This window comes from Pseudoalteromonas sp. OF5H-5 (assembly GCF_021530695.1).
Lineage (GTDB): Bacteria > Pseudomonadota > Gammaproteobacteria > Enterobacterales > Alteromonadaceae > Pseudoalteromonas.
Genome location: NZ_JAKGBF010000007.1, coordinates 51,460 through 76,232, shown reverse-complemented (window position 1 = coordinate 76,232; position 24,773 = coordinate 51,460). Strand labels below are relative to the sequence as shown.

Below are 24,773 nucleotides of genomic sequence, written 5' to 3'. Positions count from 1 at the left end.
ATGATTGGTTGTGGCAAAAAACCAAGGAAAAATAATGAAAATAAAACAATGGCTATTAACCTCAGGCCTAGTTGCTGCGAGTTTTTTTAGTGCACAGGCAAGCGCGGCAGTAAATCAACAGGATGTTGAAGCTGCGGTAAAAAGTGCAATGACAAAGTTTAATATTCCAGGTTTGGCAATTGGTATCGTAGAAGATGGTCAGGTTGTGATGACCAAGGGCTTCGGAGTGACGCATTTAAATAAGCCAGCCAAGGTCAATGCGGATACCTTGTTTGGTATTGCATCTAACACCAAAGCATTTACGGCAGCAGCGCTGGCGATGTTGATAGATCAAGGCAAACTGAGTTGGGATGACAAAGTCATTAAACATATTCCAGAATTTAAGCTTTACGATAGTTATGTTACTCAAGAGATGACTATCCGCGATTTATTAAGTCATCGAAGTGGATTGGGTCTTGGGGCGGGTGACCTTATGATCTGGCCTGATACTGATAAAACCATGGCTGAATTGCTGGCAGGTATTTCACATCTCAAACCTGATTCAAGTTTCCGCAGCCATTACGCTTATAACAATTTGATGTTTGTTGTTGCAGGAGAAGTCGTAAGCCGAGTTAGTGGTAAAGATTGGCGCGATTTTGTTGAGCAGGAAATGTTTACCAAGTTGGATATGGATGACTCAAAGGCTGGATTCTCTCGGATCCCGGCTAACAATAGTAATTGGGCGACTGGCCATATTCCGATGGATGGCAAACTTACACCGTTCTTTGTTAACTACCTAGAAGATTTCCGTGGTGCTGGCGCCATTGCGTCTAACGTGGATGACATGACCAAGTGGTTACAAACTCAGCTTGAAGGTGGTCGCTTACCTTCTGGCGAGCAGCTATTTAGCCAAGAGCAACAAGTGCAAATGTGGCACCCACACATTACGCGTATTCCCGCAGCAAAAGCCGCAGAAGTATACCACCAGCAGTTTAGAGGGTACGGCCTTGGCTGGGCGGTAGAAGACTACTTTGGTTATAAAAAGGTAGGTCACGGCGGTGGGATTTTAGGTATGGTGTCGCAAGTGGCGATGATCCCAGAGAAAAAATTGGGGGTGGTGGTCTTATCAAACCAGCAAAAATACCCTGCACTTTCCGCGATTATCAATGAAGTGTTTGAAGATGCGCTTGGTCTAGAAGATAAAGACTGGGTGCAGATCATCGCCGATGATTACTTTAAGGCGCAACAAGAAAAATATGCTAAAGCTGGGATAATCGAAGTTGCAAAACCACAACCTGCTTTACCATTAAACAACTACACAGGGACACTAACTAGCGCTTGGTATGGCGATGTGGTGGTGGAAAAGCTTGGTAAGGAACTGCGCATTGATTTTACGCATACGAAGCGCCTAAAGGGGAAACTTGAGCACCTAACCGGTAACACCTTTGTGGTACGTTGGGATGAGCCATTACTTGAAGCAGATGCTTACATCAATTTTGTGATGGATAAATCTCAACGGGTTGAGTCTGCTGCAATGGAATTTGTTAATCCGGAAATAACCGACTTTAGTTTCGATTTTCATAACTTGGATTTAAAGGCGAAAGAAATCCAGCATTAGGATATACCAAAGTATCAAAGCCACAACTATGTGGCTTTGATATAGTGAAAGGATAGCTACTTAAATCAACCACGTCGCAAACTAACATAGGATGTATATTCGTTATGCGTACTGCAATTATTACTCATCCATATTGCCGCAAGCATAAAATGACCGAGGAACATCCTGAGTGTCCTGCGAGGTTAGATGCGATATCAGACAGGTTGCTAGCGTCTGGACTTGATATCGCCATTGAGCACAAAACGGCGCTGAAAGCCGATACCTCACACTATGCATTGGTTCATGATCAAGCCATGATCAAAGAAGTAATGGATAAAATCCCTAATGAAGGGTTAACCGAGTTAGACGGCGACACTTGGCTTTGTCCTGATTCTATGAAAGCGATTGAACGCGCTGTCGGCGCAGGAATACTTGCGGTGGACGAAGTGGTTGCAGGTAAACTTGATGCTGCATTTTGTTCTGTTAGACCTCCTGGGCACCACGCCAATCAAAGTACTTCATCGGGATTTTGTGTCTTTAATAATGTTGCCATTGCCGCCGCTTATGCCAAGACAAAGGGCGTAGAGCGGGTGGCTATATTGGACATCGATGTACATCATGGTAATGGCACACAAGATATTTTCAAAGACGATCATAGCGTGTTACTTTGCTCTTTGTTTCAACACCCTTTTTATCCAAATACCGCGATTGAGAATCATCAAACACTTATCAACTCTCCTTTGAGTGCGGGAGCGGATGGCACAGACTTAAAAGCCTTGGTGGAGCAGCAATGGTTGCCTAAGCTGCAATCATTTAAACCTCAGCTCATTTTTATCAGCGCAGGGTTTGATGGTCATTTAGAAGATGATATGGGTGGACTAAAGTTTGTTGAACAAGATTACCAGTGGTTTACTGAGCAAGTGGTTGAGTTTGCAAACTCATCGGACTGTTTGGGGATTATTTCCTACTTAGAAGGGGGCTATGATCTTTCTTCTTTAGGCCGCAGCGCCGTGACACATATCAAAGCGCTGGTTGAAGGCGGTTAGCTTAGAATTAATAAATCAAAAGCCTGCTGAGTAGTGCTCAGTTGGATTTTGCTCACGCAACACTGGCCTTCGTCAACGAGATATTGTTGCACTAATTCGGTTAAATATTTCAAATCAATACACTGCACGGGCGCACCGTGTACGTTGCTGCAGCAATCGTTTGGGTATACTAGAATTAACCGCTTGAGTGACGCATCATCGAGCAGATGTGTTGCATCTCTAAGTGCTTTTTCATCTTCGATAAACTCTATACTTTGGTCTAATACCAGCAATAAAGGATAGGTTTTTATCGCCATAATTTGTTCTTGGTCAAGTTATCAAAAGTGTCGCCCAGTATACTTCAAATTGGAATAATATTGCGAGAGTGTGCTTATGGTTGGTGATTCACGTCAGTTACAGATCAAAGAAGTATTTACCAATAGCTTGTTATGTTGCGATGAGCAAACCAGTCTATATGATGCGGTTGCGCAAATGCGAGCGAGCAGAGTGAGCTCGATCTTTATTACCCGTGCTGATGACATTATTGGTATCTGGACTGAGTCGGATTGCGTTAAGCTCAACTTTAACGATCCTGACTTTGCCCAGGTGCCGATCCGAGAAGTGATGACTACACCGGTGCAAAAAATTCAAATTGATAAAACCTTGAGTGAGGCGACGGTCAAGTTCCACCAACTAGGGATCCGTCACTTACTCGTGGTGGACTCGGATAATCTGCCTTGTGGTGTGGTCTCTTTATCCGATATTGTGCGCAGCCAAGGGCTCGACCATTATTTGCATTTTAGACCAATTGAGCAACACTTTGACTCGAGCATTGTGATTTTAGACAGCGAAGACTGCGTCTCTGATGTTATCAATAATATGCGTGAGCTTAAGCTTACCGCTGTGCTGGTGTATAACCGTGAATTAAATGAGTATGGCATTATTACTCAGCGTGATATTGCGTATATTATTCTCAACCCAGATTGGCGTCAGCCTTGCTGGCAATTAGCCAGCTATCCGATGCTCTCCATGACGCCAAAAGACAGCCTATTCGATGCTTACCGGCTGATGACGGTAAACTCCATTCGTCATTTGGTAGTGACTTCCCCAGACTCGCAACAAGTGATAGGGCTATTGGCGCTCAAAAATGTCCTGACTGAAATTGAAACTGCGTATTGTAGCGAGCTGGAAAAAGTCCTAGTACAACGTGATATTGCACTGCAAAAATCGGAGAAGAATCTTTATCTAGCTAACCGCATCATTGATGCTTCTCTCGATGGCATTATGATCACCAAAAGTTCAGGTGAAATAATCCAGATCAACCCAGCGTTTAGTGCGCTTACCGGCTACAAAGATTACGAAGTACTAGGGAAAAACCCAAGCATATTGAGCTCTGGGCTACATGATGAATGCTATTATCAGAGCATGTGGCAAACGCTCAGAGAAACTGGTGTGTGGCAGGGCGAGATCTGCAATCGTAAAAAGAGCGGTGAGATTTATGTTGAATGGCTTACGATTATTGAGATCAGAGAGCCGTACAGTGACGACATGCTTTACGCAGCCATTTTTAGCGACATTACGGAGCGTAAAAATGCTGAAGAAAAAATTGCTCGCTTAGCCTATTTTGATGAATTGACTGGGCTGCCTAATCGCCGCTTATTTTACGACAGACTCTCTATGGCATTGGCATCAGCGCACCGCTACAAGCAAAAACTCAGTGTGATGTTTATAGATTTAGACCGCTTTAAGGAAGTGAATGACTCTCTTGGCCACAGCGCCGGAGATGAGTTATTGGTACAGGTTAGTGAGCGGATAAAGTCTATTCTGAACGAAGGTGACACCTTAGCGCGACTTGGGGGCGACGAATTTGTTGTGCTTCTGAGCGAAGTGAATGGTATGTCGGAGGTCATTGAGTTTGCTGACCAAATGTTGATGGCATTATCGAGCCCCTTTCAACTTGGTGATATGCAGGTGGCAGCGACGGCCTCGATGGGGGCTGCTATTTATCCCGAAGATGGTCATGACACGGAAACATTGCTTAAACACGCCGATGTTGCTATGTATCGCTCCAAAGAAGTAGGGCGCAACTCCTTTCAGTTATTCGAAGCTTCGATGAATGCACGTTCATTTGAGCGTTTATCCATGCTAAGCCGTTTTCAGAATGCCTTAGAAAATGATGAATTTGAACTGCATTTTCAACCCTTGCAGTGCTTAACCAGTAGTCGTATTTCCAGTGTTGAGTGCTTGCTGCGCTGGCGCGACCCAAATCTTGGGATGATCTCGCCGGCTCAATTTATTCCACTTGCTGAGGAGCTTGGGCTTATTATTCGCTTAGATCAGTGGGTAATAGATAAAGCCTGTCAGCACCTGGCTAAATGGCAACGCGCAGGTGTTGATATTAGGCGCTTGGCGATTAATATCTCGGCGTCACATGTCACTCAAGGTGACCTGTATCAATGTGTTGCGCAGGCATTAAAGAAGCACAACGTCGACGGCAAGTATCTTGAGCTTGAGCTTACTGAAAATAGCTTTATCGGTAATCTGCTTGAGGCTAAGTACACTTTGAAAAAACTCAAGGAACTGGGTGTAAAACTGGCGATTGATGACTTTGGTACAGGGTATTCTGCGCTCAGTTACTTGGCTAAACTGCCCATCGACATCCTAAAAATAGATGCTAGTTTTATTGCTAAGGTGCCCGATGAATATGGCAACAGCGAAATTGTTTCGGCAATTGTGGCGATGGCTAAGGCGCTCAACCTGCAAGTTGTAGCTGAGGGCGTAGAAAAGCCTGTACAGAAACGTTACCTGCGCAAGCTAGGTTGTCATACAATCCAAGGTTACGTCTTCTGTAAGCCGCTTACAGAAGACGATTGGCATGCATTTTATTCGTCAGAGAAGGTAATCTCGTAAGAAGTAAACTTACGAATATTGATCACACCATTATCAAAAATAAGGTATTGGCCTTTGATCCCTTCAAGCACGCCTGATACTACAGGGTCTTTATCAAAGTTAAACGAGCTGATTTTACTCGGGTGCTGCTCTACTGGGAAAGTGAGATCTACCACTTCCTCGTCCAGCACTTCAATGGCGGTTGCACCAAAAAGTTCAGCAAGTTCGTCGAGCTTTGCTTGGATCTCGGGAATAAGCTTAGCGGCTTCTGCTTTGAGGTCTATTTCAGGATTGATGCCTTTGAGCATATTGCGCCAGTTAGTCTTATCGGCAATAAACTGAGCCAGTGCCACTTCCACTAATCCTGACTGGTGACGGGTTTGCACCTTAAAAATCGGCAGTGCTTGCGTTGCGCCTTGATCTATCCAACGCGTTGGGATCTGCGTATGACGAGTGATCCCAACTTTAAGACCTGAGGTATTGGCCAAGTACACATAGTGCGGGATCATACAGTTCTCTTCTCCCCATTGGGGTTCACGACAGGTACCTTGATCATAGTGGCAGGTCTCTGGCTTCATAATGCACATGTCGCAGCTAGCGAGCTTTTTCATACACACGAAACAGTGGCCTTGCGAATAGCTCTTTTTGGTTTTTTTACCACAGCTACTGCAAAATATATTGCCGGTGAAGGTAAGGGTAACTGGTTTACCAAAGTAATCGTTGAGCGATACTAAGTTATCACCCACGGGTAATTGATATTGAATAGGTTCAACAAGCGCTGACTTTAACTTGCTGAGTGTACCTTGTACTTGCATCTTTGCCCCTAAAAATGCTCATAAAAGGGTAGGATACCATTACAAACTTAGAAACGCAGTGTGTAAAAATGAAAAAGGCCAGCGCCGGGCTGGCCTTGCAAAGCTTAATGTGAATTAGCTTTCGCGTGCGATTGCACGATATGCGATATCTGTGCGGTACTCTACACCATCCCAGTGAATGTCTTTCACTAGAGAGTAGGCGCGTTTTTGCGCTTCGGTTACCGTGTGACCAAGGGCCGTTGCACATAATACTCGACCACCAGCGGTGACTACATGCTCGCCATCTTGCTTAGTACCAGCATGGAACACTTTTTCACCTTCAGGGTAGTTCACTTGAAGACCTGAAATAGCATCACCCTTAGGGTAGTTGCCTGGGTAGCCACTAGCTGCAAGCACAACACCAACAGCAGCTCGCGGATCGAATTCAATCGATGTTTGATCAAGCTCTTCACGGTTTGCCGCTTCAATTAGCTCAACTAAATCAGATTGGAGGCGTAACATGATAGGCTGTGTTTCTGGGTCGCCAAAGCGGCAGTTATACTCGATAACTTTTGGTGTGCCGTCTGCTGTGATCATCAAACCAGCGTATAGGAAACCTGTATAAGGGTGACCTTCTTTCGCCATACCTTCAACCGTTGGATTGATCACTTCGGCCATGATGCGGTCATGAATATCTGGCGTGACTACAGGAGCTGGAGAGTATGCACCCATACCACCTGTGTTTGGGCCTTTATCTCCATCGTATGCACGCTTGTGATCTTGGCTGGTGGCAAAAGGAAGTACATTTTTGCCGTCAACCATGACGATGAAAGAGGCTTCTTCACCTTCTAAAAACTCTTCAATAACCACACGGCTGCCTGCTTCGCCAAAAGCATTACCCGCAAGCATATCGCGGATAGCTTCTTCCGCTTCCGCTTCGGTCATTGCCACAATGACCCCTTTACCAGCAGCAAGCCCATCAGCCTTAACGACGATAGGTGCCCCTTGTGCTTTCAAGTAGGCAAGCGCAGGCTCAATCTCTTCAAACGTTTGATAAGCCGCTGTTGGAATATCATGACGTGCTAAAAAGTCTTTAGTAAACGACTTTGAACCTTCCAACTGCGCTGCCGCTTGAGTAGGTCCAAAAATAGCTAAGCCTTCTTCACGGAAACGGTCAACTACACCGATAACCAGTGGCGCTTCAGGGCCAACAATGGTTAATTGCACATTGTTTTCTTTAGCAAAGACGACCAAGGCATCGATATCTTCAACGCCGATAGCTACGTTTTCGAGTTTAGGCTCAAGCGCAGTACCTGCGTTACCAGGTGCTACAAAAACCGTTTTTACAGATGGGTTTTGTGCGGCTTTGAACGCAAGCGCATGCTCACGTCCACCGCTGCCAATGACTAGTACATTCATGGCGAAATTTTCCTATTAAAGCTTTTTGAATTTTAAGGTCATGCGGTCGCTTTCCCCAATCGCTTTATATTGCGCTGCTTTTTCATCACCTAGCGCTAAGCGAGGTGGCAGAGTCCAGACGCCTTTTGGGTGATTGGCGCTGTCTAGTGGGTTGGCGTTAATGTCGCTGCTTGCAACTAATTCAAACCCAGCTTGCTTGGCGATATCAACAACATAACTTTGCTTCATATAACCTGACGACTTTTGATCATCAAGTTGACGGTGCTCAGGTAGGCGGTGTTCAACCACACCTAAAATGCCACCAGGTTTCAGTGCCTTATTAAACGCGTTGAACGCGCTAAGTACACCTTCATCCCCTTTACCCATGTACCAGTTATGTACGTTACGGAAGGTAAGTACCACGTCTGCACTGCCTTGTGGCGCAATATTACTGTGCGTCACTGGTGCAAATTCCGTGATCTTTACTTCACTATAGTCTGGGTTGGTTGCTACTTTTTCTTTGTAGCCTTTTAATGAGCGTTGATAGTAGCCAACATCTGAATCAGCAGGGAAGTGCGCTGCGTAATAGGTGCCTTGACCTTTAACCAGCGGCGCTAAAATCTCACTATACCAACCACCACCAGGTGCAATTTCTACCACGGTCATTGATGGCTCAATGCCAAAAAAAGCAAGCGTTTCACTTGGGTGGCGATATTGGTCTCGGGCTCTATTGCTCTCAGCTCGATTGTCGCTAGCAACGGCTTTTGCAATCGCGCTTGGTACTGCTTGGCTGGAGTTAGATTCTGTCGCGTTACAGCCCACTAAAGTAGTAAATACTGCAGCAGCGATAAGAGATTTCATACCTAGATTCATCGTTAGCTTCCTTCATTCTGTTATGATTATGCTGTAGCCAGAATACTGGAAATTAGCTGAAACAAAAAGCGCGAAACTCATAAGTTTCGCGCTTTATTGATTAATGACGGAAGTGGCGCATGCCGGTAAACACCATTGCCATTCCCGCTTCATCAGCGGCGGCAATCACCTCTTCATCACGCATTGAACCACCCGGCTGGATAACCGCGGTGATACCCGCAGCTGCAGCGGCATCAATGCCATCACGGAATGGGAAGAACGCATCAGAAGCCATCACAGAACCCGGAACTTCTAGGTTCTCGTCCGCGGCTTTGATCCCTGCGATTTTTGCAGAGTATACGCGGCTCATTTGGCCTGCGCCCACACCAATAGTCATGCCATCACGGGCGTAAACAATTGCGTTGGACTTAACAAATTTAGCGACTTTCCAGCAGAACAGTAGATCTTTTAGTTCTTGCTCTGTAGGTTGACGTTTTGAAACCACCTTAAGGTCGTCCAAACCAACCATACCTTGATCACGATCTTGTACTAAGATACCGCCATTAACACGTTTAATATCAGTACCTGTGGTTTTGTTTGACCACTGACCACATTCTAGTAAACGTACATTTTGCTTCGCAGCAACGATTTGTGCGGCTTCTTCTGATACGCTAGGTGCGATGATAACTTCAACAAACTGACGCGCTACGATGGCTTCCGCCGTGTCGCCGTCTAGCTCTCGGTTAAAGGCGATGATACCACCGAAGGCAGAAGTTGGGTCGGTCTTAAATGCGCGGTCATAGGCGGCAAGAATGTTTTCATCTACCGCAACACCACAAGGGTTTGCGTGTTTTACGATAACACAAGCCGGCTTATCAAACTCTTTAACACACTCAAGTGCTGCATCGGTATCAGCGATATTGTTATAAGACAGCGCCTTACCTTGAAGTTGTTTAGCTGTCGCGACGGATGCTTCTTCAATGTTGTTTTCAACATAGAAAGCAGCGTCTTGATGCGAGTTTTCACCGTAGCGCATATCTTGCTTCTTAGTGAATTGCATATTGATAGTGCGAGGGAATTTGGTTTCCTCTGCTGCTTCTTCCGTATAATCCGGAACCATTTTACCGAAGTAGTTGGCAATCATGCCGTCATACTGTGCGGTATGCTCATAGGCCGCAATAGCAAGGTCGAAACGTGTCTTGTATGTTGTAGAGCCAGAGTTCGCCTTCATTTCTTCAATGACGCGGCTGTAGTCATTCGCATTTACAACAATGGTCACGTCTTTGTGGTTCTTAGCCGCAGCACGAACCATAGTTGGACCACCAATATCGATATTTTCGATTGCATCTTCTAGGCTACAGTCAGCTTTCGCAACAGTTTGTGCGAAGGGGTATAAGTTGACTACTACCATATCGATTGCAGAAATATTGTTTTCAGTCATGACGTCTTCGTCTTGACCGCGACGTCCTAAGATACCGCCGTGCACTTTTGGGTGAAGCGTTTTAACGCGACCATCCATGATTTCTGGGTGGCCAGTGTAATCAGATACTTCTGTTACTTTAATGCCGTTGTCTGCAAGTAGTTTGCAAGTACCGCCAGTTGACAAAATTTCTACGCCTTGAGCTGCAAGTGCTGTGGCGAATTCAACGATACCGGTTTTATCTGACACGCTTAGTAGGGCGCGACGAATTGGACGATGTATATCCATGATGGTTCAGGTTTCCTCAATGATTAGTTAAGGGCTAGCTTAGAAAGCCGGTATTTTAGCGCATTATTGTTAAGATGACGATGTTAAAAGGCGAGATAAACATGAGAAAAGTGCGATATGAAAAGGATAAATGTCCGCTAGATGCTGAATTTTAAACAATAAAAAAGCACCCGAAGGTGCTTTTTTATCAACTAAATTTTACTAGCAGTGCTTAGTTCATGCCGTATTTTTTTAGCTTCTTGCGAAGTGTGCCACGGTTAATGCCTAAAAGGATCGCTGCACGAGTTTGGTTACCACGAGTATAAGTCATAACCTCTTCAAGTAGAGGTGCTTCAAGCTCAGAAAGAACTAACTCATAAACGTCTTGTACGTCTTGACCATTAAGCTGCTTTAGGTAGTGATGTACAGCTTTTTTAACTGCATCGCGCAAAGGTTGCGGTTTCTCTTGTGACTGAACATGAGCGTTAGTAATAAATGGAGAAGTCACATTTTGTTCGAACATCGTTATGTCTCTTTCTTAGTTAGCCTGAAGGATGAATAAATTCATTCACCCTAATGTTTCAAAATAGTCTTCTAATGCCTCGATTTGCGCTTCTGGCGTCTCCAAGGCATTGAATACTCGCCTAAATTGACCTTCTTGGTCATGGGCCTGCAAATACCAAGATACATGCTTGCGTGCGATGCGCGCTCCCATTGGCTCACCATAGAATTGATGAAGATTTACTAAGTGCTCCATCAATATTGCTCGAACCTCTGCTATTTCAGGTTCTGGCAAATGTTCACCGGTTTGCAAATAATGGTCTATTTCTCGGAAAATCCAAGGACGACCTTGGGCGGCTCGACCAATCATAATGGCATCTGCGCCCGTGTATTCCAGCACCTGTTTCGCTTTTTCAGGAGACGTAATGTCACCGTTTGCTATCACAGGAATAGATACTGAACGTTTAATTTCTCTGATCGTGGCGTATTCAGCTTCGCCCTTATACATACATGCTCTTGTACGGCCATGCACGGCTAGCGAAGCAATGCCTCGACGTTCAGCTATGCGAGCAATCTCAACACCATTACGATTGTCTGTGTCCCATCCTGTACGGATTTTTAACGACACAGGTACGTCAACGGCAGCAACCACAGCGGTTACGATTTCGTCAACCAACTCTGGATATTGCAACAATGCTGAGCCTGCAAGCTTCTTGTTCACTTTCTTAGCGGGGCAGCCCATATTGATATCTATGATCTGCGCACCGTTTGCGACATTAAATTGTGCTGCTTGCGCCATCAACTCAGGATCTGCTCCTGCGATTTGTACCGAGCGAATGCCCGATTCACCGCTGTGATCCATGCGATTTTGCGACTTATCGGTTTTCCACACTTTTGGATTTGAAGACAACATTTCTGATACCGCAAGCCCAGCACCTAGACGTCGACACAGTTGTCGAAACGGTCTGTCGGTGATCCCAGCCATTGGTGCTACGATAAGATTGTTTTCAAGTTGGTATGGACCAATACGCACTACAGTTTAATCCGCCTTACCTCAAGGGGCGCTAAGTTTACGGTTTTTTTCGCAAAAATCAAAGGTTATAAATTGAACATAATTGCTTTTTTTTTGAACTTTATGGGTTGACATTTGATAACAACCTGAGAGCCCAGATAATTTGCACGAAATTTATGCAAAAACAATTTTAAAGGGACAATTTGAGCCGAAAATTTAAGCTGTGAAAAATGCGTAAAGCCTGTTAATTACAGGCTTTACCAGTTAAAACTTACTAACTTTCATTGACTCGCTGATACTTTTGTCAGCGTGACGTTAGCAGCCTTATTTTTTCACACCGCTGACGCGCGTCCATTCACCCTGTTGAGCAATGTTGTCTAGCTTTAAAAATGGCGCATAAACATCCGCAACAGATTGTGCTTGCTCTTCTAAAATACCAGACATGGCGATGGCACCTTTGTCGCCCAAGAAGCCGAGAATGATTTCGTGTAGCTCTCTCAGCGGCTGTGCAAGAATATTAGCAACAACGATATCAGCACTGAATTGCGGCTGATTTTCAGGTAAATACACTTCTAGTTTATCTGCAACGCCATTGCGCTCGGCATTATCGCGGCTTGCGATAAGCGCTTGTGGATCGATATCAATACCAATTACACGCTCAGCGCCCAATTTGATTGCTGCAATGCCTAAAATCCCAGAGCCACAGCCAAAATCAACGACCGTTTTACCGCTGAGGTTTTGTTGTTCTAACCATTGCAGGCAAAGTGCGGTTGTAGCATGGGTACCAGTACCAAATGCAAGACCAGGATCCAGTAGCACATTGACGGCATTGGGATCTGGCACATCACGCCAGCTTGGGCAAATCCATAATCTCTCGCCAAACTTAATTGGGTGGAAATTATCCATCCACTCGCGTTCCCAGTCTTTGTCTTCTAGCTGTTCAAGCTTGTAGTTTAACGGCTTGTCATATTGTGACTGGACAAAGTCAACGACTGCTTGCATATCATGATTCGCTTCAAATAAACCGATCACCGTTGTCTCAGGCCATAAGATGACTTCGCCAGGTTTTGGTTCGTAAACGGGATTGTTTTTACTATCCATGAATGTGACAGACGGACAACCGACATCCATAAGCATATCGCTTAACGCATCGGCATCGGCTTTATCTGAATAAATTCGGATTTGGATCCAAGCCATGTGTGTATACCTATTTAATCCAATTACTATAAAAAAGGCCGCTGAATAGCGGCCTTAATCTTATTTGCTACTTTTTAGCCCTTAACGTCTAAAAAGCTCTTTAATAGATCTGAGCGAGAAGGGTGGCGCAGCTTACGTAGTGCTTTAGCTTCAATCTGACGAATACGCTCACGTGTAACATCAAACTGTTTACCCACTTCTTCTAACGTGTGGTCTGTATTCATATCGATACCAAAACGCATACGTAGTACTTTAGCTTCACGAGCTGTAAGACCTGCCAGTACTTCGTTGGTCGCGCCACGAAGACTTTCCATCGTTGCTGAATCAATCGGCGACTCGATAGTTGTGTCTTCGATAAAGTCACCAAGATGTGAATCTTCATCATCACCAATTGGCGTCTCCATTGAGATTGGCTCTTTGGCGATCTTTAACACTTTGCGGATCTTGTCTTCAGGCATCATCATACGTTCTGCCAATTCTTCAGGACTTGGCTCACGGCCCATTTCCTGTAGCATTTGACGAGAGATACGATTCAGTTTGTTGATTGTTTCAATCATATGCACTGGAATACGGATAGTTCTTGCCTGGTCCGCAATTGAGCGAGTAATCGCCTGACGGATCCACCACGTTGCGTATGTTGAAAACTTATAACCACGACGGTATTCAAATTTATCAACCGCTTTCATCAGACCGATGTTACCTTCTTGGATCAGATCCAAGAACTGCAGACCACGGTTGGTATACTTTTTAGCGATTGAAATTACAAGACGTAAGTTCGCTTCAACCATTTCTTTCTTCGCACGGCGAGCTTTTGCTTCACCAATACTCATGCGACGGTTGATGTCTTTAATACGCTCAATGCTAAGGCCAGTGCTATCTTCAAACGCTTTAAGCTTGTTAACACAACGCTCGATTTCAGGTTTTACTTCAGCAAGTTTTACTGAGTGTTTTTCACCTGATGCAATTTCAGCATCGATCCATGCGGTATCGGTTTCGTTATTAGCAAAGTGCTTAACGAAAACCTTTTTTGGTACCTTGGCAATTTGAACTGCTTGCTTCATGATGATGCGTTCTTGAACACGCACTTTATCCATCATGTCGCGCATGTTATTTACCATGCGGTCAAATTGCTTAGGAACTAACTTGAAAGTACGGAAGTGATCGCCGATTTCCTGAATTGCAGCTTTCGCATCTGGGTGCGAGCGACCTTTACTTTCAAAAATTTCTCGCGCGGCATTGTACAGCGTACGAAGATGTTCAAAATGCTCGCGAGCTTCTTCAGGATCCGGGCCTGAATCGCCTTCTTCTGAGTCGTCATCTTCATCATCTTCATCATCTTCGTCATCCAAGTCTTCATCACTTAGCTCAGAACCGATGTGTGTTGCTGAAATTGGTGCTTCGTTTTCCTCGACAGCATTAGGATCAAAGAAACCAGAAACAATGTCGCTTAGGCGCATTTCTTCCGCTTCGTACTTGTCCCATTGTTCTAGAAGATAAGTAATGGCTTCAGGGTATTCTGCAACAGAAATCTGTACTTGGTTGATCCCTTCCTCGATACGCTTAGCGATTTGGATTTCGCCTTCACGAGTTAGAAGTTCAACCGTACCCATTTCACGCATGTACATACGAACAGGGTCAGTTGTGCGGCCAATTTCTTTTTCTACTGTTGCTAAAGCCGCAGCTGCTGCTTCCGCAGCATCCTCATCTGTTGTTGTTTCTTGCATCATCAACTCGTCAGCATCAGGCGCATTTTCAGAGACCTGAATACCCATATCGTTGATCATGCTGATGATATCTTCTACCTGATCTGAGTCTATGATGTCTTGTGGAAGATGATCGTTAACTTCTGCAAAAGTTAAATAACCTTGCTCTTTACCTTTCTGAATCAGAAGTTTGAGTTGTGACTGAGGAGATTGATCCATAGAGAAATTTGCTTCCACTCTGAAAAGTTGATACAACAGGCGCCAGCTATTTAACAGCTAAATTTTGATGACGCAGTGAATAGAACATTATAGCACCGAAAATTGCTATTGACTAGAACTTCTACTGTTTAAGCGCTTGGGTAAGGAGTGCGCATTCTAGCCGCTCATCATTTGTTAGGCCTTCGGTTTTCTCCTTTATTAATAGGGTCTCTAGGCGATAATTTAAACACTGATCTTCAATAAATTGAAAAGTATTTTTAAATTCGTCTTCTAGCCTATCTTCAGCAACGCCATGTTGCCACACGGCAAGCTTTTTCAAGGCATCGAATTCAGCTTGGTCGCGATAATGTTCAAGTAACTGCGCTGTGTTTATTTGCGGGTTATCGTGACATAACATTTGTAAGCTCAGTAGCAGCTGAATACCTGGGATCGCCATTTCACCGAGTTCAGGCATATACTCAACCGTTTGCGCAAGCTGTGGATGTTGGAGCAGTAAGCCAATCGCTCGACGCATTGGCGTGACTTTAAATTGGCGCTCAATTTTATTCTGCTGTTTGTTACTTGCCAATTTAGCACTAAGTTGCTCACGAGTACGACCAATTAATCTAGCTAAGGTAGTTAACAAACTCTCTTGGTAGTAGTCACTGGGTATTTTGCTGATCAGTGGAATGGCATCGGTAAGCAGCTTGGATTTGCCTGCATCATTTGTAAGGTCGCATTGCTCGCGTAATTTGGTAAACAATACTTGCGTATAATCGGTTGCCGTGTCCAGCCGCGCTTCAAAGGCGTCTTTGCCTTCTTGCTGTACTAATGAGTCTGGATCTTCACCATCAGGTAAAAAGACAAACTGTAGAGACTTACCGTCTTTTAAATTAGGTAAAGCATGGTCAAGTGCACGCCAAGCCGCATCGCGGCCAGCTCTGTCACCGTCATAGCAGCATATCACTCTGTTGGTATTTCGAAACAAAGTTTGCATATGTTCAGCTGTGGTTGCAGTGCCTAACGCGGCAACGGCGTAATCAATGCCTTTTTCTGCAAGGGCAACGACGTCCATATAGCCTTCCACAATCAACACTTTATCTAATTGCTTATGGGCTTGTTTAGCTTCATAAAAACCATAAAGTTCGAAACTTTTATGGAAAATGCGTGTTTCAGGCGAGTTTAGATATTTAGGGCCTTGATCTGCACCCATTATCCTTCCGCCAAATGCGATGACACGACCACGTTTATCACGAATAGGGAACATCAAGCGATCGCGGAAGAAGTCAAATTGGCGGCCAGCTGACTTTTCTGATGCTAATTTCAAATCAAGTAGCTGTTGTTTGTGCTCAGGCTTGCGGGCTATTTGATTACACAATGACTCCCATTCAGGTGGTGCATAACCAATCATAAACTTTTGTACAGTTTCGCCACTCAGGCCGCGGCCTTTTACGTAGTCAATTACTTGAGTGGCATTGCTATGATGTTTTAACTGATGCTGATAAAACTTAGCGGCTTGGAGCATTAAGTCATAATCAGACTTTTTTTCTTCCATTGAACGCTGCGGCCCTTGCGGGGCGTTTTCGCGTGGTACTTCTAAGTTTAATAGGGCGGCTAATTCTTCAATAGCATCGACAAACTCAAGCTTGTCGTATTCCATTAAAAAGGAAATTGCGTTGCCATTAGCACCACAGCCGAAGCAATGATAAAACTGTTTATCACGTGACACGGTAAATGAAGGCGTTTTTTCATTGTGAAATGGACAGCAGGCTTGATAGTCTTTTCCTGCTTTTTTTAATCCCACACGACCGTCTATGAGCTCGACAATGTCCGCTCTTGCGAGCAAGTCATCAATAAACTGTCTAGGGATTTTGCCTTTCATTTAAGTTCCGAAGTTATATTAGTGAGTGAGCGCATTATATCAAGTAGCAACGAGAAAAAATCAACTTAATTCAATTAAGGTATCTTATTAGCGCTGCATTGATACGCATGACGCCTAAAACGAAGAAACCGAGCACTAGGCTCGGTTCACTTATCAATCATACAATTGTATGTGGGCTTAAGCGGTAAGTCTTTGCTTAATTAAACCAGAGACTTTACCCATATCAGCACGACCTTCAGCTTCTGCTTTAATCGCACCCATTACTTTGCCCATGTCTTGCATGCCTGACGCACCAGTTTGTGCAATCACGGCATCAATTAGCTCGACAAGTTCATCTTCGCTAAGTGGCTTAGGAAGGAATGTCTCAAGTACGCTAATTTCGTTAGCTTCGATATCAGCTAAGTCTTCACGCCCTGCATCTTTATACTGGGTATAAGAATCGCGACGCTGCTTAACCAACTTAACTAAAACCGCAGTAATGCCTGCGTCGTCTAGTGTAGTTTGGTTGTCGATTTCTCGCTGTTTAATTTCAGCAAGTACCGCACGAATCGCGCCAAGACGAAGTTTCTCTTTGGCTTTCATCGCTTCTTTTTGCGCGTCTTTTAGCGTAACTAATAAGCTCATTGATACAAGACCAATACTGATTAGTATAATTTAACGCGACGTGCGTTTTCGCGAGAAAGCTTCTTCATGTGACGCTTAACCGCTGCAGCTTTTTTGCGCTTACGCTCAGCAGTTGGCTTCTCGTAGTGCTCGCGACGACGAACTTCAGAAAGGATACCTGCTTTTTCACATGAACGTTTGAAACGACGTAGTGCAACGTCAAACGGCTCGTTTTCTCTTACTTTAATTACTGGCATTAAAAATTCACCTACCTAATTAATGAGCTTAGCTCTATCTGGCTAAAAACTAGCCAATTGGTTCAAAAATGGTGCGGTATTGTAATCTGAAGCAAGACCGCATGTAAAGCCTAAATTATAGCTAAAAACACCAGCCCTGTCATGTCATACGCTAGCGGCTGTTTTTTCATTCTTTATGAGGGAATTTCAGCGCTGATAAAGGCGGCAGATCACTTGTCCTGCATGCTTTTCTTTAATCACTTGCCAATTTTCTGGTGTTTCAGGTTGTGCCTCTTGTTCAAATTCAACGTAGATGAGTGCGTCTTCGCTGAGCCAAGATTGTGATTCAAGTAAGTCACAACAAGGAGTCACAAGCCCTTTGCGAAAGGGTGGGTCAATAAAAACCAAGTCATATTGCTGTTGCTTAAGGTTATTTGCCAGCATGGTTAACGCGTCGGTATTAATGATTTCAACGTTATCCAGTTTGAGTAAAGTTGCATTATTGCTAAGCTGCGTCGCCGCTGTTTTATCCAGTTCGATAAAAGTTCCGCTTGCAGCGAAGCGTGAAATAGCCTCAAATCCTAGACTGCCAGCACCGGCAAAGCAATCGAGTACTTTTGCGTCTCTTACGTCCTGCATGAGCCAATTAAAAACGGTTTCTTTCATTCTATCTGTTGTTGGTCTTAATCCCACAACATCATGAACTGGTAACTTGCGACCTTTATGCTTACCACTGATCAGGCGGATGAAACCAGACTGTTTGGTATTTGACTTAGGCTTAGATTTTCTCATAGCGACGTAATTTGCTTCTTTATTAAAGGTTCTTGGTGTCAGGATTTTTCATCCTTACGGAACATGGTACACTTGCACGCAATTTTGTCTAAGCACTAAGGTTGCCATCCTCGGCTTGCCTTTCGAGCCCAAAATTAAGTGTGATATCAATCCAAGTAAAAGCAATAAGCTGATGCGGATTGGCGTTTTCGAGTATGGTAGCAAGATCATCAACATTTTGCTTTGGGTTTATGCAATTTATCTAACACGGTCATAAGTGAATATGGGAAAGAAAAACAAATTTTTATCTTGGTTGGGCTTTGGTAAATCCGATAAAGAGCAACAAGAAGCTGAGCGCCAAGAACAGTTAGCAAAAGAACAAGCTGAGCGTGAGGAAGCAGAACTTCAGGCACAACTTGCGAAAGAACAAGCTGAGCGTGAGGAAGCAGCACACCAAGAACAGTTAGCGAAAGAACAAGCTGAGCGTGAAGAAGCTGAACGTCAGGCACAATTAGCAAAAGAACAAACTGAACGTGAAGAGGCCGAACGTCAGGCGCAATTAGCGAAAGAACAAGCTGAACGTGAAGAAGCAGAGCGCCAGGCGCAACAAGCGAAAGAACAAGCTGAGCGTGAAGAGGCAGAACTTCAGGTACAACTTGCGAAAGAACAAGCTGAGCGTGAGGAAGCAGAACGTCAGGCGCAACAAGCAAAAGAACAAGCTGAGCGTGAGGAAGCAGCACGCCAAGAACAGTTAGCGAAAGAACAAGCCGAGCGAGAGGAAGCCGAACGTCAGGCACAATTAGCGAAAGAACAAGCCGAGCGTGAAGAGGCAGAACGTCAGGCACAATTAGCGAAAGAACAAGCTGAGCGTGAAGAAGCGGAACGTCAGGCGCAATTAGCGAAAGAACAAGCTGAGCGTGAAGAAGCGGAACGTCAGGCGCAATTAGCGAAAGAACAAGCTGAGCGTGAAGAAGCAGAGCATCAGGCACAATTAGCAAAAGAACAAGCTGAGCGTGAAGAGGCCGAACGTCAGGCACAATTAGCAAAAGAACAAGCCGAGCGTGAAGAATCAGAACGTCAGGCACAACTAGCAAAAGAACGAGCCGAGCGTGAAGAGGAAGAGCGTCAAGCACAATTAGCTCAAGAACAAGAAAAGCCGAAAAAAGAAGGTTTCTTCTCCCGCCTTAAAAAAGGCTTGTTGAAAACCAAGGCCAATATCGGCTCAGGCTTTGCTTCGGTATTCAAAGGCAAGAAAATCGATGATGAGCTGTTCGAAGATCTAGAAACGCAATTGCTAACGGCTGATATTGGTGTTGAAACCACGATGAAGCTAATAGATAACCTGACTGATGCCGCTGATAGAAAGCAGTTAAAAGACGGTGAAGCTTTATATGATCTAATGAAAAAAGAAATGTCAGAGATCTTAAAAACGGCTGAGCAACCGCTTGAGATCCCTACCGATAAGAAACCTTTTGTTATCTTAATGGTCGGCGTAAATGGCGTTGGTAAAACGACAACAATCGGTAAGCTTGCCAAACAGTTTCAAAGCGAAGGTAAATCTGTCATGTTGGCGGCTGGCGATACTTTCCGCGCGGCTGCGGTAGAGCAGTTGCAGGTATGGGGTGAAAGAAACAGTATCCCTGTTGTTGCCCAGCACACAGGTGCTGATTCTGCGTCGGTGGTATTTGATGCCTTCCAAGCCGCTAAAGCGAGAAATATCGATGTATTAATAGCGGATACAGCGGGTCGATTACAAAATAAAGATAACCTAATGCAAGAGCTTGAGAAGATAGCTCGAGTAATGAAAAAGTTAGACCCAGACGCGCCACATGAAGTGATGTTGACGATTGATGCCGGAACTGGTCAGAATGCGATTAGCCAGGTAAAACTGTTTAATCAAGCGGTTGGCTTAACTGGTATCACGTTAACTAAGCTTGATGGTACAGCCAAAGGTGGGGTTATCTTTGCTGTGGCGGATCAGTTTAAGGTGCCAATTCGATATATCGGTGTAGGTGAAGGCATTGATGACTTACGCACCTTTAAGAGTGATGATTTTATCGAGGCATTGTTCAGTCAAGAATAAATAGAGACATCAGTTGCAATAAAGCGGGCAAATTTGCCCGCTTTATTCGATTGCCGAATTGCTACAATGCCACGGACTGAGTGTCATGGTTAAAATAAGTATAAGAGGCCAACATGATTAAATTTGAGCAAGTGAGCAAAACTTATCCTGGTGGGCACAAAGCACTGGAAAAAGTGAGCTTTGAACTTGCAAATGGAGAACTCGCATTTTTAACCGGCCACAGTGGCGCTGGTAAAAGTACATTATTAAAGTTGGTTAGCGTGATGGAAAGGCCATCAGCAGGCCGTGTCTACATTAATGGTGTCGATCTCAATACGGTATCTAACCGGCAAGTTCCTTTTGTTCGCCGAGATATTGGGATTATTTTTCAAAACCACCGCCTACTCGAACGTTACAGCGTATTTGATAACGTCGCACTACCTTTAGTTATTGAAGGTACTCACCATAAACAGATCACCAAAAGAGTACATGCCGCTCTGGACAAGGTGGGTTTGCTTGATAAAGCAAAGTGCCATCCGAGTGTGTTATCTGGAGGTGAACAGCAACGTGTTGGCATAGCAAGAGCGATTGTTAACTCGCCGCCTTTGCTGCTTGCAGATGAACCTACGGGGAACTTAGACCCAGAACTATCGATGGAAATTCTGAACCTATTTGAAGAATTTAATCGCCGTGGTACATCCGTTCTTATCGCTACTCATGATTTGGGGTTAATAGCACGTATGAAATACCGTAGCTTCACGCTTAATCAAGGACGCATGCTACAAGATCCGCTAGCGGAGGACACGCTATGAGTTTGCTGTTTAAAGGACGGGGAAATCAGGCTGAACAGAGTAAAAAGTCGATATTTCATCATTTTTACTTTTTTTGTTTGATGATTATTCGTCAAGGTGTACAGAGCCTTGGGGAAATGTGGCGTACGCCAATGGCCTCTTTAATGACTATTCTAGTTTTGGGGCTCAGCCTGACATTGCCCGCGACGCTTTATGTGGTAGTGAAAAATGTACAGCAGGTAAGTAGCGGGTTTAAAGAGGCATCTGAAATATCATTGTTCGTTAAAGATGAAATGACTGAGGCACAGACACAAACTCTGGTGAAGCGACTTGCACTCTATCCAGAAATAGAAAAAGTAGTACTGATAAGTAAAAGCCAAGCTTTGGATGAATTTAAGTCAATGTCAGGCTTCGGTCAGGCGCTTAACTATTTAGAAGAAAACCCGCTGCCTAATGTTGTGCTGGTAACGCCTGTTAGTCGTTTTAGAAAACCACAAGCCGCAACAGAGCTTCTTACTAAACTTGAAAAAGAGCGCGAGGTCGAGTTTGGTAAGCTGGATATTGAATGGCTAGAGCGCCTAAATGCACTACTGGGGTTACTAAAAGAAAGTGTGATCACCGTGGGGTTTCTATTGCTTAGCGCCGTTATCTTGATTATTGGAAATACCATACGCTTATCCATCATGGACAAGAAAGAAGAAATTCAAGTGCTAAAACTGGTGGGAGCGACCAATACCTTTATTCAGGCTCCGTTTCTTTGGACTGGTGTATGGTATGGCATAGTCGGTGGTTTGGTTGCCTTTATCTGTGTTGGCCTTATGTTGTGGTGGCTGGAGTCAGCTGTATCTACAGTTGTTGGGGTATATCAAAGCAACTTTGTGCTTCAGGGAATGGCAGGGAATGAACTTTTAGTGCTACTTGGCACTGCAATTACTTTAGGGTTTGTAGGCTCTTTTCTTTCTGTACACCGTTATATCAAAGAGATTGAACCTGAAAAGGTATGATTTAACGCTACAAACACCAATCGACTGCTAAAGTGTAGCAGTCGGTTGCCAATTACTATCAGATTTTAGCACTCAAACAATCAGAACTAATTAAATTTAGCACTGTCATAAAAAAATAATATCGTAAAAAGAAGCCTAGTTAATTCAATATTTTTAATATTATTCAGTAGGTTATATTTTATTTTTGAAGTTCTTCTAAAAAGGTTGATTTTAAAAATCAGATAAAGTAGATTGCATTTAGCACTCTAGATGTTAGAGTGCTAAATATACACGAAACGGTTTATCACTGAGGTGAAACATGACTAAAGATTTATACGCATTAGCACTAACTGGGCAGCAAAGCGCAAGCGTTGAAGGTTACCTTCAATCTGTAAGCACAATACCTATGCTTGGCGCTGAGGAAGAGAAAAAACTTGCGACACGTCTTCAGGAAGAAGGGGATCTTAACGCGGCTAAGCAACTCATTATGTCTCATTTGAGATTTGTTGCTCACATCGCAAAAAGTTATTCGGGCTATGGCCTACCTCAGGCTGATTTAATCCAAGAAGGAAATATTGGGTTGATGAAAGCAGTAAAGCGTTTTGACCCAAGCGTGGGTGTGCGCCTTGTTTCTTTTGCGGTACATTGGATTAAAGCAGAAATCCATGAATATGTATTAAAGAACTGGCGTATTGTTAAAGTTGCGACGACAAAAGCGCAGCGTAAATTATTCTTCAATCTACGCAAAAATAAAAAGCGTTTAGGTTGGTTTAACCAAGACGAAGTGACAACGGTTGCAAACGAGCTTGGTGTAAGTGAGAAAGAAGTTCGCGAGATGGAGTCTCGTATGGCAGGCCAAGATATGGGCTTTGACCTATCTGCTGACGATGATGAAAGCCAAGCGGGTAACTTCTCTCCAGTACAGTATTTAACAGACACAAGTAGCGACCTTGCCGAAGAAGTTGAGCAAGAACAGTGGCAAGAGCAGTCACATAATCGCCTATTTGCAGCACTGAAAACGCTTGATGAACGCTCTCAAGATATCGTAAGTGCACGTTGGCTTGCTGACGAAAAAGCAACATTACAAGATCTTGCTGAGAAATATAGCGTGTCGGCAGAGCGTGTACGCCAGCTAGAAAAGTCAGCAATGAAAAAGCTGCAAAACGCAATGAGTTAAATTTTGCAAAAATGATAAATCGTGTGTCAAATGCCGCTACTCAGCGGCATTTTTATTTTCTATAAATAGATCAGTACCTTAACTATCATACTCTGAGATTCCTCTGGCAGCCTCTAAACTATCATCATTTTGAGCTTACAAGTGTTCGCTTATTTTACTATAATGCGCAAGATTTTAATTCTGGAGTGGTTAAATTGATTGCCATTATACGAATTCTCTTATTAACAGTGTTTATCATTGTTAGTGGTATTTGCGGATTGTTATTGTGCATTGTGCGCCCTTTTCATGCTAACAATGTGCACACGATAGCCAAATGGTATGGCTATATGTCAAAGTTGATAGGCGTTGAGTTGGTGATAACGCAGCATGAAAATGCCAAGCATGTTGTCCCCGCGATGTATGTTGCAAATCACCAAAATAATTATGATCTCTTTACGCTGCCGGCCGTGGTGCCAAAAAACACCGTCAGCATGGGGAAAAAAAGTTTAAAGTGGATCCCGTTTTTTGGACAAATGTATTGGCTATCTGGCAACATTTTGATTGATAGAGCCAATCGTTCTAAAGCCTTAGGAACACTGACCAAATCAGCAAAAAAAATCACCGAGTCAAAACTATCGGTTTGGATGTTCCCTGAAGGGACCAGAAGCTATGGTCGCGGTTTGTTGCCATTTAAAACCGGGGCATTTCACACCGCAATGAGCGCCAATGTGCCTATTATCCCAGTATGTATGAGTTCAACGCATGAGCAGATAAAGCTCAATCGTTGGAATAATGGTAAGGTTTATATCGACATGCTAGAACCGGAATATTTAGACTCTGAAGTGCCAGCAAGGGATCACGCTGCTCAGATCCATGCTAAAATGGCTCAAAGAATAGCTGAATTAGATGCAAAAGCGAGATTAAAATAATGGAAAACTGGCGTGAGATAAGTGAAGACATCGTTTCTTCATTGCTAGAAGACGGTTCAAACCCTGAAACGCTTTATGAAGTAGAACATCACTTTGTAAGTGAGGATTTTGACAAGCTGGAAGCAGCTGCATTAGCGGCATTTAAATTGGGCTATGATGTTGAAGAACCAGCAGAGCTTGAGCTCGAAGACGGCGGTAAAATTTGGGGCTTTGATGTTGTAGTAGAAGCCGAACTGGATACCGACGTTATCATGGAAGACGTAGACAAGTTAGAAAAGGTTGCACTAGACGCTGGCGTTGAATACGACGGCTGGGGAACTTATTTCCAAGAATAGCAACTGTATAAAACCCAGCATGTATATGGTGTTGGGTTTCCCCTTCTGCAACACTTCATAAATACCTCAAATTAAATCACTTAATTAAGTAAACTGGTATAACAAGCGTTTCTGAGTGGTTGTAATTTCACCATACCTTTGTGTGAATTTAATCTGAATAGATGGTGTTTCACCTCATTCAATGGTATTAATA

The 24,773-nt window shown here is 44.0% G+C and carries 22 protein-coding genes; 9 read left to right on the top strand and 13 right to left on the bottom strand.

Annotated elements, in window-relative coordinates; all coding sequences use genetic code 11:
* The first annotated feature begins 34 nt into the window (after positions 1-34).
* The gene (locus tag L1271_RS11955; protein ID WP_235367946.1) at positions 35-1,597 is read left to right on the top strand and encodes a serine hydrolase; all 1,563 of its coding nucleotides are present in this window, start codon (positions 35-37) and stop codon (positions 1,595-1,597) included.
* Positions 1,598-1,701: 104 nt separating this feature from the next.
* On the top strand, positions 1,702-2,622 hold the full coding sequence (locus L1271_RS11950) for a histone deacetylase family protein (RefSeq protein WP_235367945.1): 921 nt from the start codon (positions 1,702-1,704) through the stop codon (positions 2,620-2,622).
* Here the strand turns inward: L1271_RS11950 and L1271_RS11945 are convergent.
* Positions 2,619-2,918, bottom strand: a complete 300-nt coding sequence (locus L1271_RS11945) for a DUF4144 domain-containing protein (RefSeq protein WP_235367944.1) — start codon at positions 2,916-2,918, stop codon at positions 2,619-2,621. The genes L1271_RS11950 and L1271_RS11945 overlap by 4 nt on opposite strands.
* A gap of 76 nt (positions 2,919-2,994) precedes the next feature.
* Here L1271_RS11945 and L1271_RS11940 point away from each other — a divergent pair, with 76 nt between their 5' ends.
* Positions 2,995-5,511 (top strand): EAL domain-containing protein, encoded by a 2,517-nt coding sequence (locus tag L1271_RS11940; RefSeq protein ID WP_235367943.1) that lies wholly within the window; start codon positions 2,995-2,997, stop codon positions 5,509-5,511.
* Here the strand turns inward: L1271_RS11940 and L1271_RS11935 are convergent.
* The 12 genes from L1271_RS11935 to rsmD form a co-directional block, all read right to left on the bottom strand.
* Positions 5,484-6,305, bottom strand: coding sequence for a DUF2797 domain-containing protein (locus L1271_RS11935; RefSeq protein ID WP_235367942.1), 822 nt, complete (start codon positions 6,303-6,305; stop codon positions 5,484-5,486). The genes L1271_RS11940 and L1271_RS11935 overlap by 28 nt on opposite strands.
* Positions 6,306-6,419: 114 nt before the next feature.
* Entirely contained in the window at positions 6,420-7,703 is a 1,284-nt protein-coding gene (purD, locus tag L1271_RS11930) for a phosphoribosylamine--glycine ligase (RefSeq protein WP_045990370.1), read from the bottom strand.
* 15 nt (positions 7,704-7,718) lie between these two features.
* On the bottom strand, positions 7,719-8,555 hold the full coding sequence (locus tag L1271_RS11925) for a class I SAM-dependent methyltransferase (protein ID WP_102057551.1): 837 nt from the start codon (positions 8,553-8,555) through the stop codon (positions 7,719-7,721).
* Between the two features lie 100 nt (positions 8,556-8,655).
* Positions 8,656-10,242, bottom strand: a complete 1,587-nt coding sequence (purH, locus tag L1271_RS11920; RefSeq protein WP_039492703.1) for a bifunctional phosphoribosylaminoimidazolecarboxamide formyltransferase/IMP cyclohydrolase — start codon at positions 10,240-10,242, stop codon at positions 8,656-8,658.
* A 211-nt stretch (positions 10,243-10,453) separates the two neighbouring features.
* On the bottom strand, positions 10,454-10,744 hold the full coding sequence (fis, locus tag L1271_RS11915; protein WP_010374122.1) for a DNA-binding transcriptional regulator Fis: 291 nt from the start codon (positions 10,742-10,744) through the stop codon (positions 10,454-10,456).
* 45 nt (positions 10,745-10,789) lie between these two features.
* Positions 10,790-11,755, bottom strand: a complete 966-nt coding sequence (dusB, locus tag L1271_RS11910; protein ID WP_211858644.1) for a tRNA dihydrouridine synthase DusB — start codon at positions 11,753-11,755, stop codon at positions 10,790-10,792.
* A 303-nt stretch (positions 11,756-12,058) separates the two neighbouring features.
* Positions 12,059-12,931 (bottom strand): 50S ribosomal protein L11 methyltransferase, encoded by an 873-nt coding sequence (gene prmA / locus L1271_RS11905; RefSeq protein WP_235367941.1) that lies wholly within the window; start codon positions 12,929-12,931, stop codon positions 12,059-12,061.
* A gap of 74 nt (positions 12,932-13,005) precedes the next feature.
* The gene (gene rpoD / locus L1271_RS11900; protein ID WP_102057550.1) at positions 13,006-14,853 is read right to left on the bottom strand and encodes an RNA polymerase sigma factor RpoD; all 1,848 of its coding nucleotides are present in this window, start codon (positions 14,851-14,853) and stop codon (positions 13,006-13,008) included.
* A gap of 121 nt (positions 14,854-14,974) precedes the next feature.
* A complete protein-coding gene (dnaG, locus tag L1271_RS11895) occupies positions 14,975-16,714 on the bottom strand; it encodes a DNA primase (protein WP_010607191.1) in 1,740 nt (579 codons plus the stop codon).
* Between the two features lie 177 nt (positions 16,715-16,891).
* On the bottom strand, positions 16,892-17,338 hold the full coding sequence (locus L1271_RS11890) for a GatB/YqeY domain-containing protein (protein ID WP_010607192.1): 447 nt from the start codon (positions 17,336-17,338) through the stop codon (positions 16,892-16,894).
* A gap of 20 nt (positions 17,339-17,358) precedes the next feature.
* Positions 17,359-17,574 carry a 30S ribosomal protein S21 gene (rpsU, locus tag L1271_RS11885; protein WP_010362466.1) on the bottom strand — a complete coding sequence of 72 codons (216 nt, stop codon included), beginning with the start codon at positions 17,572-17,574 and terminating at the stop codon, positions 17,359-17,361.
* 186 nt (positions 17,575-17,760) lie between these two features.
* Positions 17,761-18,345, bottom strand: coding sequence for a 16S rRNA (guanine(966)-N(2))-methyltransferase RsmD (rsmD, locus tag L1271_RS11880; RefSeq protein WP_010607193.1), 585 nt, complete (start codon positions 18,343-18,345; stop codon positions 17,761-17,763).
* A gap of 262 nt (positions 18,346-18,607) precedes the next feature.
* Here rsmD and ftsY point away from each other — a divergent pair, with 262 nt between their 5' ends.
* The 6 genes from ftsY (at position 18,608) to rraB (ending at position 24,580) form a co-directional block, all read left to right on the top strand.
* Complete coding sequence (gene ftsY, locus L1271_RS11875) at positions 18,608-20,407, top strand: signal recognition particle-docking protein FtsY (protein WP_235367940.1); 1,800 nt, start codon at positions 18,608-18,610, stop codon at positions 20,405-20,407.
* Positions 20,408-20,520: 113 nt separating this feature from the next.
* Positions 20,521-21,198 (top strand): cell division ATP-binding protein FtsE, encoded by a 678-nt coding sequence (gene ftsE / locus L1271_RS11870; protein ID WP_017218471.1) that lies wholly within the window; start codon positions 20,521-20,523, stop codon positions 21,196-21,198.
* On the top strand, positions 21,195-22,181 hold the full coding sequence (gene ftsX, locus L1271_RS11865) for a permease-like cell division protein FtsX (protein ID WP_010607197.1): 987 nt from the start codon (positions 21,195-21,197) through the stop codon (positions 22,179-22,181). Before ftsE ends, ftsX begins: the two co-directional genes overlap by 4 nt.
* Positions 22,182-22,479: 298 nt before the next feature.
* Complete coding sequence (gene rpoH / locus L1271_RS11860) at positions 22,480-23,337, top strand: RNA polymerase sigma factor RpoH (RefSeq protein ID WP_010374102.1); 858 nt, start codon at positions 22,480-22,482, stop codon at positions 23,335-23,337.
* Positions 23,338-23,531: 194 nt separating this feature from the next.
* A complete protein-coding gene (locus L1271_RS11855; protein ID WP_235367939.1) occupies positions 23,532-24,245 on the top strand; it encodes a 1-acylglycerol-3-phosphate O-acyltransferase in 714 nt (237 codons plus the stop codon).
* Complete coding sequence (gene rraB, locus L1271_RS11850; protein WP_010374098.1) at positions 24,245-24,580, top strand: ribonuclease E inhibitor RraB; 336 nt, start codon at positions 24,245-24,247, stop codon at positions 24,578-24,580. The genes L1271_RS11855 and rraB overlap by 1 nt, the downstream gene beginning before the upstream one ends.
* Positions 24,581-24,773: the final 193 nt, after the last annotated feature.